The organism is Stenotrophomonas acidaminiphila (assembly GCA_002951995.1).
GTDB classification, from domain to species: Bacteria; Pseudomonadota; Gammaproteobacteria; order Xanthomonadales; family Xanthomonadaceae; genus Stenotrophomonas; species Stenotrophomonas acidaminiphila_A.
This window is the reverse complement of the sequence record CP019797.1, coordinates 464,064-477,027: the sequence shown is the minus strand read 5'-3', so window position 1 is coordinate 477,027 and position 12,964 is coordinate 464,064. Positions and strand designations below refer to the sequence as shown.

12 protein-coding genes and 2 pseudogenes are annotated in these 12,964 nt (G+C 70.8%); 7 read left to right on the top strand and 7 right to left on the bottom strand.

Annotation, left to right across the window (positions count from 1 at the left end; all coding sequences use genetic code 11):
- Window positions 1–25 precede the first annotated feature (25 nt).
- Window positions 26–511, top strand: coding sequence for a YajQ family cyclic di-GMP-binding protein (locus B1L07_02025; protein ID AUZ54108.1), 486 nt, complete (start codon window positions 26–28; stop codon window positions 509–511).
- A gap of 97 nt (window positions 512–608) precedes the next feature.
- Window positions 609–1,157 carry a hypothetical protein gene (locus B1L07_02020; protein ID AUZ54107.1) on the top strand — a complete coding sequence of 183 codons (549 nt, stop codon included), beginning with the start codon at window positions 609–611 and terminating at the stop codon, window positions 1,155–1,157.
- A 93-nt stretch (window positions 1,158–1,250) separates the two neighbouring features.
- Here B1L07_02020 and B1L07_02015 read toward each other — a convergent pair whose 3' ends face one another.
- The 4 genes and pseudogenes from B1L07_02015 to B1L07_02000 form a co-directional block, all read right to left on the bottom strand.
- On the bottom strand, window positions 1,251–1,958 hold the full coding sequence (locus tag B1L07_02015) for a hydrolase (protein AUZ54106.1): 708 nt from the start codon (window positions 1,956–1,958) through the stop codon (window positions 1,251–1,253).
- Window positions 1,955–2,662 (bottom strand): 16S rRNA pseudouridine(516) synthase, encoded by a 708-nt coding sequence (locus B1L07_02010; GenBank protein AUZ54105.1) that lies wholly within the window; start codon window positions 2,660–2,662, stop codon window positions 1,955–1,957. Before B1L07_02010 ends, B1L07_02015 begins: the two co-directional genes overlap by 4 nt.
- Window positions 2,659–3,713 (bottom strand): annotated as a pseudogene (locus B1L07_02005) (16S rRNA methyltransferase). The gene B1L07_02010 and the pseudogene B1L07_02005 overlap by 4 nt, the downstream one beginning before the upstream one ends.
- A gap of 76 nt (window positions 3,714–3,789) precedes the next feature.
- Window positions 3,790–5,748 (bottom strand): hybrid sensor histidine kinase/response regulator, encoded by a 1,959-nt coding sequence (locus B1L07_02000; GenBank protein ID AUZ56409.1) that lies wholly within the window; start codon window positions 5,746–5,748, stop codon window positions 3,790–3,792.
- 238 nt (window positions 5,749–5,986) lie between these two features.
- Here B1L07_02000 and B1L07_01995 point away from each other — a divergent pair, with 238 nt between their 5' ends.
- Window positions 5,987–6,556, top strand: a complete 570-nt coding sequence (locus B1L07_01995; protein AUZ54104.1) for a hypothetical protein — start codon at window positions 5,987–5,989, stop codon at window positions 6,554–6,556.
- Between the two features lie 72 nt (window positions 6,557–6,628).
- On the opposite strand, the gene B1L07_01990 is transcribed toward B1L07_01995, so the two are convergent.
- Together B1L07_01990 and B1L07_01985 are read right to left on the bottom strand one after the other, a co-directional pair.
- Window positions 6,629–7,705 (bottom strand): alanine racemase, encoded by a 1,077-nt coding sequence (locus tag B1L07_01990; protein ID AUZ54103.1) that lies wholly within the window; start codon window positions 7,703–7,705, stop codon window positions 6,629–6,631.
- Window positions 7,705–8,972 (bottom strand): annotated as a pseudogene (locus B1L07_01985) (D-amino acid dehydrogenase small subunit). The gene B1L07_01990 and the pseudogene B1L07_01985 overlap by 1 nt, the downstream one beginning before the upstream one ends.
- 197 nt (window positions 8,973–9,169) lie before the next feature.
- Here B1L07_01985 and B1L07_01980 point away from each other — a divergent pair.
- On the top strand, window positions 9,170–9,649 hold the full coding sequence (locus tag B1L07_01980) for an AsnC family transcriptional regulator (protein AUZ54102.1): 480 nt from the start codon (window positions 9,170–9,172) through the stop codon (window positions 9,647–9,649).
- 391 nt (window positions 9,650–10,040) lie between these two features.
- Here the strand turns inward: B1L07_01980 and B1L07_01975 are convergent, their stop codons facing one another.
- Window positions 10,041–10,418, bottom strand: coding sequence for a hypothetical protein (locus B1L07_01975; GenBank protein ID AUZ54101.1), 378 nt, complete (start codon window positions 10,416–10,418; stop codon window positions 10,041–10,043).
- 124 nt (window positions 10,419–10,542) lie between these two features.
- Here B1L07_01975 and B1L07_01970 point away from each other — a divergent pair, with 124 nt between their 5' ends.
- The 3 genes from B1L07_01970 (at window position 10,543) to B1L07_01960 (ending at window position 12,915) form a co-directional block, all read left to right on the top strand.
- Complete coding sequence (locus B1L07_01970; protein AUZ54100.1) at window positions 10,543–11,010, top strand: peptide-methionine (R)-S-oxide reductase; 468 nt, start codon at window positions 10,543–10,545, stop codon at window positions 11,008–11,010.
- A 72-nt stretch (window positions 11,011–11,082) separates the two neighbouring features.
- Window positions 11,083–11,937, top strand: a complete 855-nt coding sequence (locus B1L07_01965) for a flagellar motor stator protein MotA (protein ID AUZ54099.1) — start codon at window positions 11,083–11,085, stop codon at window positions 11,935–11,937.
- A gap of 3 nt (window positions 11,938–11,940) precedes the next feature.
- Window positions 11,941–12,915 (top strand): flagellar motor protein MotB, encoded by a 975-nt coding sequence (locus B1L07_01960; protein ID AUZ54098.1) that lies wholly within the window; start codon window positions 11,941–11,943, stop codon window positions 12,913–12,915.
- Window positions 12,916–12,964: the final 49 nt, after the last annotated feature.

The window sequence follows — 12,964 nt, the reverse complement described above, 5'->3', positions numbered from 1 at the left end:
CTGTTTTTCCGCCAGGAGCTCTCCCATGCCTTCCTTCGACGTCGTGTCCGAAGTCGACAAGCACGAACTGACCAACGCCATCGACCAGGCCAACCGCGAGCTGTCCACGCGCTTCGATTTCAAGGGCGTGGACGCGAAGTTCGAGCAGGAGGGTGACGCGCTGATCAAACTGGCCGCGCCCAGCGATTTCCAGCTCAAGCAGATGGCCGACATCCTCAAGCAGCGCCTGGCCGCGCGCGGCATCGACTTCCGCTGCATGGAGTTCGGCGACATCGAAACCAACCTCGGTGGCGCGCGCCAGCAGGTCAAGGTCAAGCAGGGCATCGAGCAGAAGCTGGCCAAGCAGATCGCGGCGAAGATCAAGGAGTCCAAGATCAAGGTCGACACCCAGATCAACGGCGACAAGCTGCGCGTGAACGGCAAGAAGCGCGACGACCTGCAGGAAACGATCGCGCTGCTGAAGAAGAGCGAATTCGAGCAGCCGCTGCAGTTCGACAACTTCCGCGACTGAGCGGGCGCGGCGCGATGCCCGCGGCGGCCCGCGCGCCGGCGCCGCGGCACGGCCCGCCATCGCCTAGAATGGCCGCCCCGTTGCCCGCCTGCCCGCCATGAACGACACCGCCCACGACCCGATCGCCGACACCCGCCGCTGGCTGGAGAAGGCCGTGATCGGGCTCAACCTGTGCCCGTTCGCCAAGGCGGTGTACGTCAAGGAGCAGGTGCGCTTCGTGCTCAGCGACGCCAGCACGCCCGAGGCGCTGCTGGAGCAGCTGGCCGAGGAACTGCTGCTGCTGCGCGACACGCCGGCCGAGCAGATCGATACCACGCTGATCGTGCACCCGCAGGTGCTCACCGATTTCCTCGACTACAACGACTTCCTGGACAACGCCGACGCGGCGGTGGAGGCACTGGACCTGCAGGGCATACTGCAGGTGGCCAGCTTCCACCCGCAGTACCAGTTCGCCGGCACCGCGCCGGACGACGCCAGCAACTACACCAACCGCGCCCCCTGGCCCACCCTGCACCTGCTGCGCGAGGACAGCGTGGAACGCGCGGTGGCCGCGTTCCCGGACCCGGACGTGATCGTCGAGCGCAACATCGCCACCCTGGACAGGCTCGGCGTGGACGGCTGGAAGCGGTTGCTGGACGGGGAGTGAGGCGGCCGCTCCCGGCCGCCGGCGCGCAGCGGCGAAGGAACCGATGAAGGCCGCGGCCCGGCGCGGTCGCCGTGGCCGGGTTCCGCCCGCGCCTTACCCGGCCCGCGGGCGCGCCGCGGGCGGGCCGTCGAGCAGCGGCAGCAGCAGCCCGCGCACATCGTGCAGCGAGCCGGCGATGGCATGGCCCAGCGCGCGCACGTCCGCGTCCGGCTGCAGCAGGTCCGGCACCTGGATCACGGTCATGCCGGCAGCCAGCGCCGCGCGCACGCCGGTGGGCGAATCCTCCAGCGCCAGGCAGTGGCGTGGCTCGACCCCCAGCCGCGCCGCGGCCAGCAGGTAGATGTCCGGCGCCGGCTTGGGGTGGGCGACGTCGCTGCTGGTCGCCACGTGCTCGAAGTAGCGCAGCAGCCCGGCGCTTTCGAGCTTGCGCAGCGCCAGCGGGCGCCGCGTGGAGGTGGCCACCGCGCGCGGCACGCCGTGCGCGACCAGGGTGTCGAGCAGGTCGGTGATGCCCGGGCGGTGCGGCACCCCGGCCACCACCAGCTGTTCATAGCGCGCGTACGAATCCTGCAGCAGGGCATCGACCGCACCGGCCCCGACCTGCCCGGCGATGCGCTGGCGGGTGAGCGCGTCGCTGGAGCCGATCAGCGACAGCAGGAACGCCTCGGGCAGCGCGTGGCCGGCGTCCGCAGCGGCCTGCGCCAGGCAGCCCAGCAGCGCGCGCTCGCTGTCCAGCATCAGCCCGTCCATGTCGAAGATCACCGCCTGTGGCCGCGCCGCCAGCGACGCCAGCAGGGTCATGGCGCGTCCCCGAACAGGACCTGCAGATCGGCGGCCGACAGCACCCGCCACCGGCCTTCGGCCAGCCCGTCCAGCGCCAGCCCGCCGATGCGGCTGCGGTGCAGCGCTTCGACGTGGTTGCCGACCGCGGCGAACATGCGCCGCACCTGGTGGTAGCGGCCCTCGTGCAGGGTCAGGCGCGCGTGCCGCGGGCCCAGCACCTCGAGTTCGGCCGGCAGCAGCGGCTTGTCCTCCGATTCCAGCAACAGCGTGCCGCTGGCGAAGGTCGCCGCCTCGTCGCCGCGCAGGTCCTGCGCCAGCCGCGCCTCGTAGACCTTGTCCAGCTTCGACTTCGGCGACACGATCCGGTGCAGCAGCGCGCCGTCGTCGGTCATCAGCAGCAGCCCGCTGGTGTCGCGGTCCAGCCGGCCGACCGTGGACAACAGCGGCGAGCGGTCACGGAAGCGGGTGGGCAGCAGGTCATAGACCAGCCGGCCCTGGTCCTTGGTCGAGCAGGTATAGCCGGCCGGCTTGTGCAGCATCAGGGCCAGGCCCGGCGGCGGATCCAGCGGCTCGCCATCGATGCGGATGGCGTCGTGCGCGACCTTGTCGTCGGCGTACAGCACGTCGCCATCGGCATCGGTGACGCGGCCCTCGCGGAACAGCCACTGCACCTGCTTGCGGCTGCCATAACCGAGGTTGGCGATGTGCTTGACCAGCTTCATGCGCGGCCCCCGCGGGTGCCGACGATGACCTTGAAGCCGTCGCGCTCGGCCGCCACGCGCACCTGCCCGAAACTGTCGTTGAGGATCTGTTCGTACGGCAGGTGCCGGTTGGCGACCATGAACAGGCGCCCGCCCGGGCGCAGCGCCTGCGCGGCCACGGCGATGAAGCGCTGGCCGATGTCCGGCCGGTCCTCGCGCGCGGGGTATGGAACGGCGGATTGGAGACGACGAAGTCGTAGCGCCCGTCGATGCCGGCGGTGACGTCGTGCCAGCGGAAATCCAGCTGCGCGCGGCTGCCGGCCAGGTTGTGGCGGGCCAGCGCCAGCGCCCGCGACTCGGCTTCGTACAGGTCCAGCGCGGTCACCCCGGGGCAGCGCGCCAGCAGCTCGGCCGACAGATAGCCCCAGCCGGCGCCGAGGTCGGCGCCACGCCCGGCCAGGTCCGGCGGCAGCTGTTCGACCAGCAGCGCCGAGGCGCGGTCGATGCGGTCCCAGGCAAACACCCCGGGGCGGCTGAGGAAGCGCCCGTCCATGATCGGCCGCGGCGCATCCAGCGCCGCCCAGCGCGCGCGCAGCGCCTCGTCGTGGTGGCCGTCACGCGGCGCGCTCCAGTACACCCGGCAGTGGTTCTTGGTGAGCTTGCCACCGAGGCCGGCCAGGCGCTCCAGGTCGCTTTCACCCGAACGCGCGCCCTCGCTGTTGGCCTGGCAGGCGACCAGCACGCCGCCCGGCGCCAGCTGCGCCAGCGCCCGCGCCAGCAGCGCGCGCGCCTCGTCGCGCTGGCGCGGCGGCAACACCAGCACCAGCGGGTAGGTGGCGGCGGTGTCTTCCACGGCGGCCTCGTCGCGCACCTCCCAGCCACCGCGCTCCAGGGCCTGCGCGAACGGCCGGAAACTCTGCACGCACACCAGTTGCCCGGGCGCGGCATGCTCGCGCAGCGGCCAGCCCTCGCGGGCGCGCAGGAACAGCACCGGCCCCTGCGGCCACGGCAGGCTGCCACTGGCGAACGGGAGGAACAGGGTCTGCAGCGGGGCGTCTTGGGCGGCGGCCATCGCGGATATCCAGCGGAACGTAGCCGGTCATTCTAGCGGCCCGCCCGGGCCGGGGCCGGCCACACGCGGCGTGGATTCAGCGGCCGCTACAGGCTTCGCGGACCGCGCCTACCAGCTGCGCCACGCTGTACGGCTTGGCGACGTGCACCTGGAAGCCGGCCGCCAGCGCGCGGCGGCGGTCATCGCCGCGCGCCAGCGCGGTCACCGCGACCGCCGGCAGCTCCGCCGCGGAAATGCCCATGGTCTCGCGCAGCGTGCGTGCCAGCCCGTAGCCGTCCATGCCGGGCATGCCGACGTCGCTGACCAGCACATCGAAGGCGGCGTGGCCACGCAGGTCCAGCAGCTCCAGCGCTTCGGCGGCCGACGCCGCCGCCACCACCTGCGCGCCCTGCTCTTCCAGCACCCGTCGCAGATAGGCCAGCACCTCCGGCTGGTCTTCCACCGCCAGGACCCGGGTCCCGGCCAGCGCGTGGCCGGCCACCACCTGTTCGCCGGCCGCGACCCGCTGCACGGTGCGCCGCGGCCGCCCGGCGTTCTCCACCCGGTATGCCGGCAGGCGCACGCTGAACGTGGCCCCCTGGCCGGCACCCGCGCTCTGCGCGCACACCGAACCGCCATGCAGTTCGGTCAACTGCCTGGCGATGGCCAGCCCCAGCCCCAGGCCGCCATGACGGCGGGTGGTGGTGGTGTCGGCCTGGCTGAAGCGGCTGAACAGCTGCGCCAGGAATTCCGGCGCGATGCCGTCGCCGTTGTCGCGCACGTCCACCACGTATTGCCCGTCCTCCTGCCGCAGCACGACCTCGATCCGGCCCTCGACCGGGGTGAACTTGATGGCGTTGGCCAGCAGGTTCCACAGCACCTGCTGCAGCCGCGTGGCATCGCCCAGCACCGGGCACGGCGCCCGCGGCACATCGACCACCAGCGCCTGCGCCTTGTCCTGCGCCGCCAGCTCCTGCAGGCGCACGGCCTCGCGCACCTGCTCGGCAAGGTCGAGCACTTCGACCTCCAGCTGCACCTTGCCCAGCAGCATGCTGCTCAGGTCGAGCATGTCCGACATCAACCGCTTCTGCGCCAGCGCGCTGCTGGCGATGACTTCCACCCCGCGGCGCATGGGATGGTCGGCCTCCATGCGCTGCAGCAGCAGTTCGCTCCAGCCCAGGATGGTGGTGAGCGGGGTGCGCAGTTCGTGCGACAGGGTGGCGAGGAACTCGTCCTTGACCCGGGCCATGCCCTCGGCGGCGCTGCGCGCGGCACGCTCGGCGCCCAGCAACTCCTCGCGCGCCATCTCGATCTCGCGGCGCTCGGTGATGTCCGGGCTGTTGCCGGCCAGGCCGATGAAGCGGCCATCGGCCGAGAAGCGCGGCGCGGCGTTCATTTCCAGCCACCGCCACTGGCCGTCATGGCGGCGCAGGCGCGCGCTCAGGTGCAGTTCGCGCTCGTTGCACAGCGCGTCTTCCAATGCGTACTCGAAGACCTTCAGGTCCTCCGGGTGCAACAGCCCTTCCCACCAGCGCGGCCCGAAGCGGTGGTCGGCCTGCAGGCCGAAGAAACTGCCGAAGGCATTGTTGACGAAACGTACGTGGCCCAGGTCATCCAGTACCCAGACCGGCATCGGCAGGCCGTCGGCCAGGGCGCTGAAGCGCGCCTCGCTTTCGGCCAGCTCGGTCTCGATCTGCTTGCGCCGCGAGATGTCGACGAACAGCACCGCGAGCCGCCGCGCCGCCGCCGGCCGCAGCCGCACCGCCTCGACCGAGTACCAGCGCCCGAGCTGTGGCAGGTAACGCTCGAACTGCGCCGGCACGCCCTCGTCGACCACCCGCCCGAACACCCGGAACCAGTACTCGTCCAGCCCCGGCAGCACCTCGGTGGCGCGGCGCCCGGCGACACCGGCCAGCCCGGTGATGCGCTCGAAGGCCGCGTTCACCCTGCAGTGCAGGAAGTCCACCGCGCGGGCCTCGTCGAACAGCACCTCGATCACGCAGAAGCCGGTACCGGCGGCCTCGAACACCTCCTGGTACAGCGACGCGCTGTCCAGCCCCGCCGCGACCTGCGGCGGCGGAACGAACGGCTCCAGTTCGGATGGATGCGTGCTCAAGGGGGGTGATCGGGTCCTCGCGGCGATGCCGCAACGGGGAAAAGTCTCGGCGTCCAGCTATCCACGGCATGTGATGATGAACCGTCCGCAACCCGGCTCCAACCGCCGGGCGGCGGGCGATTGCCCGGCGCGCCGATCGCCCCCACACTGCAGGGACACCCGATTCCGGAGGTTCGTCATGAAAACCCCGACCGTAACCGCCCTGGCGCTGGCGTGCCTGCTCGCGGCGGGTAGCGCCCATGCCCGGCCCGCCACTGTCACCGACCCGCAGGCGCCGCGCGCCCTGGCCCAGGAAGGCCCGGTGCAGGTGCAGTGGAACGATCCGTCCGGGTTCACCGAACTGCGCCAGAGCCACAATCGCTGGGACGCCGAGCGCGGCAACTGGGTGGTGGACCTGGCCGAGTACCTGCGCAAGCAGGCATCCAGCAAGCTGCCCGAGGGGCAGCAGATGAGCGTGACCATCACCGACATCAAGCGCGCCGGCGACTACGAGCCGTGGCAGGGCCCGCGCCTGGACGACGTGCGCATCATGCGCAACATCTACCCGCCGCGGATCAACCTGCAGTTCACCGTCACCGACGCCCAAGGCCGGGTGATCGACCAGGGCGAGCGCAAGCTGGTGGACAACGCCTACCTGTATGGCACCACGCGCCTGTCCGACACCGATCCGCTGCGCTACGAGAAGCGCCTGCTCGACGACTGGCTGCGCCGCGAACTGCGCGAGGACCGCGCCACTGCCGGGCTCTGATGCCGGCAGTGGTGCGCGCGAGCGCAGGGGAACGAAAGGAAAAGGGCCGCGTTCGCGGCCCTTTTCTGTTGCCTATTGCGACAGATAGACGCGCGGGGTGCGCTTGAGGCTGCACGGCAGCCGGTAGGCGCTGGTGTTGCAGCGCGGCGCCAGTTCGGAAATGGTGGGTGCCGTGCCCCACAGCTGCACGATGCTGCCCAGCCCGGCCTGCGGGTGATCGGTCAGGTCGACGGTGAGCATGTCCATCGACACCCGCCCGATCAGCTGGCCGGGCACGCCGTCGATCTGCACCGGGGTGCCGTTGGGCGCGAACTGCGGATAGCCGTCGGCGTAGCCCATGGCCACCACGCCCACGCGCGTGGGGCGCTGCGCGACGAAGCGCGCGCCGTAGCCCAGCGGCTCGCCGACGCCGATCTCGCGCACCGCGATCACCCGCGACTGCAGGGTCATCACCGGCCGCAGCCGTGCCGCGTGCGGGCCCGGCTGCGGGTACAGCGGGTCGGCGCCGTACAGCATCAGGCCGGGGCGCACCCAGTCGCTGCGCACCTGCGGCCAGCCCAGCAGCGCCGGCGAGTTGCACAGGCTGGTCTCGCCCGGCAGGCCGTCGATGGCGCGGTTGAAGGTTTCCAGCTGTTCCAGCGTGCGCGGGCTGTCCAGCTCGTCGGCGCGCGCCAGGTGGCTCATCAGCACCATCGGCGCGATGTGCGGCAACGCCGACAGCCGCGCGTGCGCGGCGCGGAACTCGTCCACCCCCAGTCCCAGCCGGTGCATGCCGCTGTCCAGCTTCAGCCAGACCTGCACGGTGGCGTCGGTGCCGAACGCGGCCAGCGCCTCGACCTGCCACGGCGAGGCCGCCACGGTCCACAGCTCGTGCTCGACGATCAGCGGCAGTTCGGCGGCGTCGAAGAAGCCCTCCAGCAGCAGCACCGGCTTGCCGATGCCGGCCTGGCGCAGCTCCAGCGCCTCCTCGATGCAGGCCACGCCGAAGCCGTCGGCCTCGGCTTCCAGCGCGCGCGCGCAGGCGACCGCGCCGTGGCCGTAGGCGTCGGCCTTGATCACCGCCAGCGCCTTGCCGCCGCCCAACTCGCGCGCCAGCCGGTAATTGCCGCGCAGCGCGTCCAGGTCGATCAGGGCCTGTGCCGGGCGCATCAGCCGCGCTCCTGGCCGCCGTAGCGGAAGATATCCAGGCCTTCGCTGCTGATCTGCGGCGTCCGGCCGTCCATCAGGTCGGCCAGGTAGCGCCCGGAACCGGCGGCCATGGTCCAGCCGAGCGTGCCGTGGCCGGTGTTGAGGAACAGGTTGCGGTACGGGGTGGCGCCCACCACCGGGGTGCCGTCGGGGTGGCCGGGCGCAGGCCGGTCCAGAACTCGGCGCGCGACAGGTCGCCGCCGTGCGGGTAGAGATCGCCCACGACCTTTTCTAGGGTGGCGCGGCGGCGCGGGTCCAGCGACAGGTCGAAACCGGCCACCTCGGCCATGCCGCCGACGCGGATGCGGTCCTGGAAGCGGGTGACCGCCACCTTGTAGCTCTCGTCCAGGATGGTCGAGGTCGGCGCCATCGCCGGGTCGGTGATCGGCAGGGTCAGCGAATAGCCCTTGAGCGGGTATACCGGCAGGCGCATGCCCAGCGGCGCCAGCAACTGCGGCGAATAGCTGCCCAGCGCGACCACGTAACGGTCGGCGGTCTCCAGCCGGCCGCCGATGCGCACCCCGGTGATGCGGTCGCCGTCGCGCTGCAGTCCCGCCACGTCCTGGTCGAAGCGGAACTCGACCCCGGCGGCGGCGGCCAGCGCGGCCAGTTTGTGGGTGAACAGCTGGCAGTCGCCGGTCTGGTCCTCGGGCAGGCGCAGCGCGCCGACCAGGGTGTCGGCGGTGCCGGCCAGCGCCGGCTCCACGCGGACGATGCCCTGGCGGTCCAGCACTTCATACGGCACGCCGTACTGGCGCAGCACCTCGATGTCCTGGGCGGCGGCGTCCAGCTGCTGCTGGGTGCGGAACAGCTGGGTGGTGCCCAGCTGGCGGCCCTCGTAGTCGATGCCGGTGGCCGCGCGCAGCTCGTTGATGCAGTCGCGGCTGTAATCGGACATGCGCACCATGCGCGCCTTGTTGATCGCATAGCGGCCGGCGGTGCAGTTGCGCAGCATCTGCCACAGCCAGCGGTACTGGGCGATGTCGGCGGTCGGGCGGATGGCCAGCGGCGCGTGCTCCTGGAACAGCCACTTGATCGCCTTCAGCGGCACCCCGGGCGCGGCCCACGGCGAGGTGTAGCCGAAGGAGAGCTGGCCGGCGTTGGCGAAGCTGGTCTCCAGCGCCGGGCCGGGCTGCCGGTCCACCACCGTGACCTCGTGGCCCGCCTGTCGCAGGTACCAGGCACTGGTCGTGCCGATCACACCACTGCCGAGTATCAGAACCCGCATCGTCGTCTCCTGGGAACCTGCGCGCGCCCGGCGCAGGCGCGGCGGGGGCGGCAGGCCCTGACCCTGTCAATTCCCTGCGCCGGATCGCGCAGGGGCCATGAACGGCGCAGTATATTCAGCCCATTCCAGTGTTTTTCCCCGTATTGACGGATAAAACAGGGTAATTTCCCGTTTCCTTCACGCAAAACAGAGCGCCCATGGCCGCCCGCAGCCGCGAACTGGACAAGATCGACCGCCGGATCCTGCGCATCCTGCAGGCCGAAGGCCGCATTTCCTTCACCGAACTGGGCGAACGGGTGGGCCTGTCCACCACCCCGTGCACCGAGCGCGTGCGCCGGCTGGAGCGCGAGGGGGTGATCACCGGCTACTACGCGCGGCTGGACCCGCAGTACCTCAAGGCGGGGCTGCTGGTATTCGTGGAGATCTCGCTGGCCTACAAGTCGGGCGACATCTTCGAGGAGTTCCGCCGCGCCGCGCTGAAGCTGCCCAACGTGCTGGAGTGCCACCTGGTCTCGGGCGACTTCGACTACCTGATCAAGGCGCGCATCAACGAAATGGCCTCCTACCGCAAGCTGCTCGGCAGCACCCTGCTGACCCTGCCGCACGTGCGCGAATCCAAGAGCTACATCGTGATGGAGGAAGTAAAGGAAACGCTCAGCCTGCCCATCGCCGACTGAGCCGGCGACGGCAGAGCGGCGGGACAGGCCCGCCGCTGGCTCAACCCGTAACGCCCGGCGCGTTGCCAGCGGCGGTCCCGCTCCGGCGCCTTGTGCGCCTGCCTGTCCGCCTTGCCCGCGGCTTGGCTGCCGCTGGCCATCTTCGACGGCCGCGACGGTTCCTGCGGCGCCGGCTGGCCAGCGCTGCGCTGCGCTGCGGGGCATGACCCGGGTTCGGAGGGTGGTGGTGCATGTGGGACACCCGGTACGCCGGTACGGCAGTAGCGCGCATCGACTGCGCCTGCGCACAGTGCGCCCGGGAAGGGTCAAGCAGGCGCCAGGGCACGGTGATTGCCGCCATCGCGTGGATGACTGCGCGGGGCGCGTTGCCGGTGGTCATTCCCGCGGCTGATCAGCGCACGATGCGTACGCCGTCGCCGCTGGGCACGGTGTCGTGGTAGCGCCCGGTACGGGTATCCATCACCCGCCCCGGACCGGCCGGGCGCATGCCGTTGAGCCGTCGCCCTTCCTGGTCGTACACCGGCACCTGGGCCGTTTGCGGCTTGGCAGCCGGCCGGGGCCGCACCGGGGCCGCCTTGCCCGCCGAATCTTCCAGCCGCTCGCGCAGGCGTGCGTTGTCGGCCGCCTGGCCGGAGGCGTCACTGGCCGGTTTCGAGGGCGGCGGCAGGCTCACCGGCCGGGTCTCGGTCGGCGCCGGCGTGGGCTTGAGCTGGGCCAGGGCCGGGGTGGCCGCCAGCAGCGTGGTCAACAGCAGGGCAATCCGTTTCATCGGGTACTCCCAGGGGTCCATGTCTGGCCATGATGCACCTGCGCCGCTGCAGGCGGGTTAACCGCCACGGTTGGAGCAGCGCCGGCCGCGCCCTACCATGGGGCCTCCCCCTGGAGGCGCGGCCATGACCGCTTTCGACCTGACTCCCCCCGATGCCGCCCGGCGCGACGCCCTGGTCGCCGGCCTGGGCGACGACGAAAAGCGCGTCCTGCTGCATCACGGCACCGAGGCGCCGTTCTGCGGCGTGTTCCTGGACAACAAGCGCGAAGGCACCTACTGCTGCCGGCTGTGTGGCCTGCCGCTGTTCCGCTCCAGCACCAAGTTCGACTCGGGCACCGGCTGGCCCAGCTTCTTCGCCCCGTTCGACCCGGCCCATGTCGGCCGCATCCGCGACACCAGCCACGGGATGGTGCGCACGGAAATCGTCTGCGCCCGCTGCGGCAGCCACCTGGGCCATGTGTTCCCGGACGGCCCGCCGCCGACCTTCGAAAGGCATTGCCTGAACTCGGTGTCGCTGTCCTTCGTCGGCCGCGGCGAGCGCTGGCCGGATCCGCTGCGGCGCGGCGGGGCCGAAGCAATGCCCGCCGACTGAGTTCACACTTTCCCCCTTCAGTTCCGGCCGGCGCGGCCGACAACGGGATATCCCCTCCCGTGTCCCGCGCCCATGCTCATCATCGTCGGTCTGCTTGTCGTCATCCTCAGCGTGCTCGGTGGCTATGTCGGCGCGCACGGAAAGCTCGGCGCGCTGTGGCAACCCTATGAACTGGTGATCATCGGCGGCGCGGCACTGGGCGCGTTCCTGGTCGGCACCCCGGCCAAGACGGTGAAGAAGACGCTGCAGGCCGTGGTCGGCGTGTTCAAGGGCCCGCGCTACAAGCAGCAGGACTACCTGGACGTGCTGAGCCTGCTGTACGAACTGCTCAACAAGGCGCGCCGCGAGGGCTTCATGTCGCTCGAGGAGCACGTGGAGAACGCCGCCGAGAGCCCGATCTTCGCCAACTACCCGAAGATCCAGGCCGACCACCACCTGATCGACTTCATCACCGACTGCCTGCGGCTGATGATCGGCTCCAACATCGAGCCGCACGAGCTGGAACCGCTGCTGGAGCTGGAGCTGGAAAAGCACCACCACGAAGCCATTGAGCCGGCGCACGTGCTGACCAAGGTGGCCGACGGCCTGCCCGGTTTCGGCATCGTCGCGGCGGTGCTGGGCATCGTCATCACCATGGGCTCGATCGGCGGCGACATCAAGGAAGTCGGCGCGCACGTGGCCGGCGCCCTGGTGGGCACCTTCCTCGGCATCCTGCTCGGCTACGGGTTCATCGGCCCGGTCGCGGCCGCGGTGGAGGCCCGCGCCGAACAGGATTCGCGCATCTACGAATCGGTCAAGACCGCGCTGCTGGCCTGCCTGCGCGGCTACAACCCGAAGATCGCCCTGGAGTTCGCGCGCAAGACCGTGCCGTCGGCACTGCGCCCGGGCTTCACCGAGTTCGAGCAGCACCTGAAGTCGGTCAAGTAAGCCATGGCCAGCAACGATGCCAAGCCCACGGTGATCGTGCGGCGCGTGAAGAAGATCCAGGGCGGCGGCCACCACGGCGGCTCGTGGAAGGTCGCCTACGCCGACTTCGTCACCGCGATGATGGCGTTCTTCCTGGTGATGTGGCTGCTGGCCTCCACCAGCAAGCCCGAGCGTGCGGCCATTTCCGAGTATTTCCGTAACCCGAGCCCGTTGAGCGGCACCAGCTCCACCCCGGCGCCGGGCATGGCCGGGCCCGGCGGCGCCAGCACCTCGATGATCAAGCTCGGCGGTGCCACCGACATCTCCCGCGGCAACAGCAACGACCCGTTCCAGAACCAGCGCGAGTCGATCCCCACCCCGGTGGAAGAACGCGAACGCGAGAAGCAGCAGCTCGAGGTGCTGAAGCAGGAGCTGGAGGAAGCCATCGGCAAGAGCCAGGCGCTGGAGCCGTTCAAGGACCAGCTGCTGCTGGACATCACCTCCGAAGGGCTGCGCATCCAGATCGTGGACAAGCAGAACCGGCCGATGTTCGACATGGGCAGCGCCAAGCTGATGCCGTACACGCGCGAGATCCTGCGCGAGCTGTCGCACTTCATCAACCAGGTACCCAACCACATCAGCATCAGCGGCCACACCGACATCACCGCCTATTCCACGCAGCTGGGCTACAGCAACTGGGAACTGAGCGCGGACCGCGCCAACGCAGCGCGCCGCGCGCTGCTGGAAGGCGGCATGGGCGAGGACAAGGTGGCGCGGGTGGTCGGGCTGTCGTCGTCGGTGCTGTTCGACAAGACCGACCCGCAGAACCCGATCAACCGCCGCATCAGCATCGTGGTGATGACCAAGGAGGCCGAAGCCGCCGCGCTGTCGGCGATCGCCGCGCTGCCCGCTCCGGGTGGATCCGCCGCTGCCACAGCTGCCGCGCCTGCCAGCGGCGACGCCGCGGCCGGTGCCGCACCGGGCCCGGGCGTCGACTGAACGGCCGCGCGACGGCGCCGGTTCGGCAACCAGCGAAGCGGCCGCCTAC

What these genes read in the sequence shown, in the direction of transcription:
- B1L07_02025 (AUZ54108.1), top strand. Translation starts at nt 26, where the DNA reads ATGCCTTCCTTCGACGTCGTGTCCGAAGTCGACAAGCACGAACTGACC.
- B1L07_02020 (AUZ54107.1), top strand. Translation starts at nt 609, where the DNA reads ATGAACGACACCGCCCACGACCCGATCGCCGACACCCGCCGCTGGCTG.
- B1L07_02015 (AUZ54106.1), bottom strand. Translation starts at nt 1,958, where the DNA reads ATGACCCTGCTGGCGTCGCTGGCGGCGCGGCCACAGGCGGTGATCTTC.
- B1L07_02010 (AUZ54105.1), bottom strand. Translation starts at nt 2,662, where the DNA reads ATGAAGCTGGTCAAGCACATCGCCAACCTCGGTTATGGCAGCCGCAAG.
- B1L07_01995 (AUZ54104.1), top strand. Translation starts at nt 5,987, where the DNA reads ATGAAAACCCCGACCGTAACCGCCCTGGCGCTGGCGTGCCTGCTCGCG.
- B1L07_01990 (AUZ54103.1), bottom strand. Translation starts at nt 7,705, where the DNA reads ATGCGCCCGGCACAGGCCCTGATCGACCTGGACGCGCTGCGCGGCAAT.
- B1L07_01980 (AUZ54102.1), top strand. Translation starts at nt 9,170, where the DNA reads ATGGCCGCCCGCAGCCGCGAACTGGACAAGATCGACCGCCGGATCCTG.
- B1L07_01975 (AUZ54101.1), bottom strand. Translation starts at nt 10,418, where the DNA reads ATGAAACGGATTGCCCTGCTGTTGACCACGCTGCTGGCGGCCACCCCG.
- B1L07_01970 (AUZ54100.1), top strand. Translation starts at nt 10,543, where the DNA reads ATGACCGCTTTCGACCTGACTCCCCCCGATGCCGCCCGGCGCGACGCC.
- B1L07_01965 (AUZ54099.1), top strand. Translation starts at nt 11,083, where the DNA reads ATGCTCATCATCGTCGGTCTGCTTGTCGTCATCCTCAGCGTGCTCGGT.
- B1L07_01960 (AUZ54098.1), top strand. Translation starts at nt 11,941, where the DNA reads ATGGCCAGCAACGATGCCAAGCCCACGGTGATCGTGCGGCGCGTGAAG.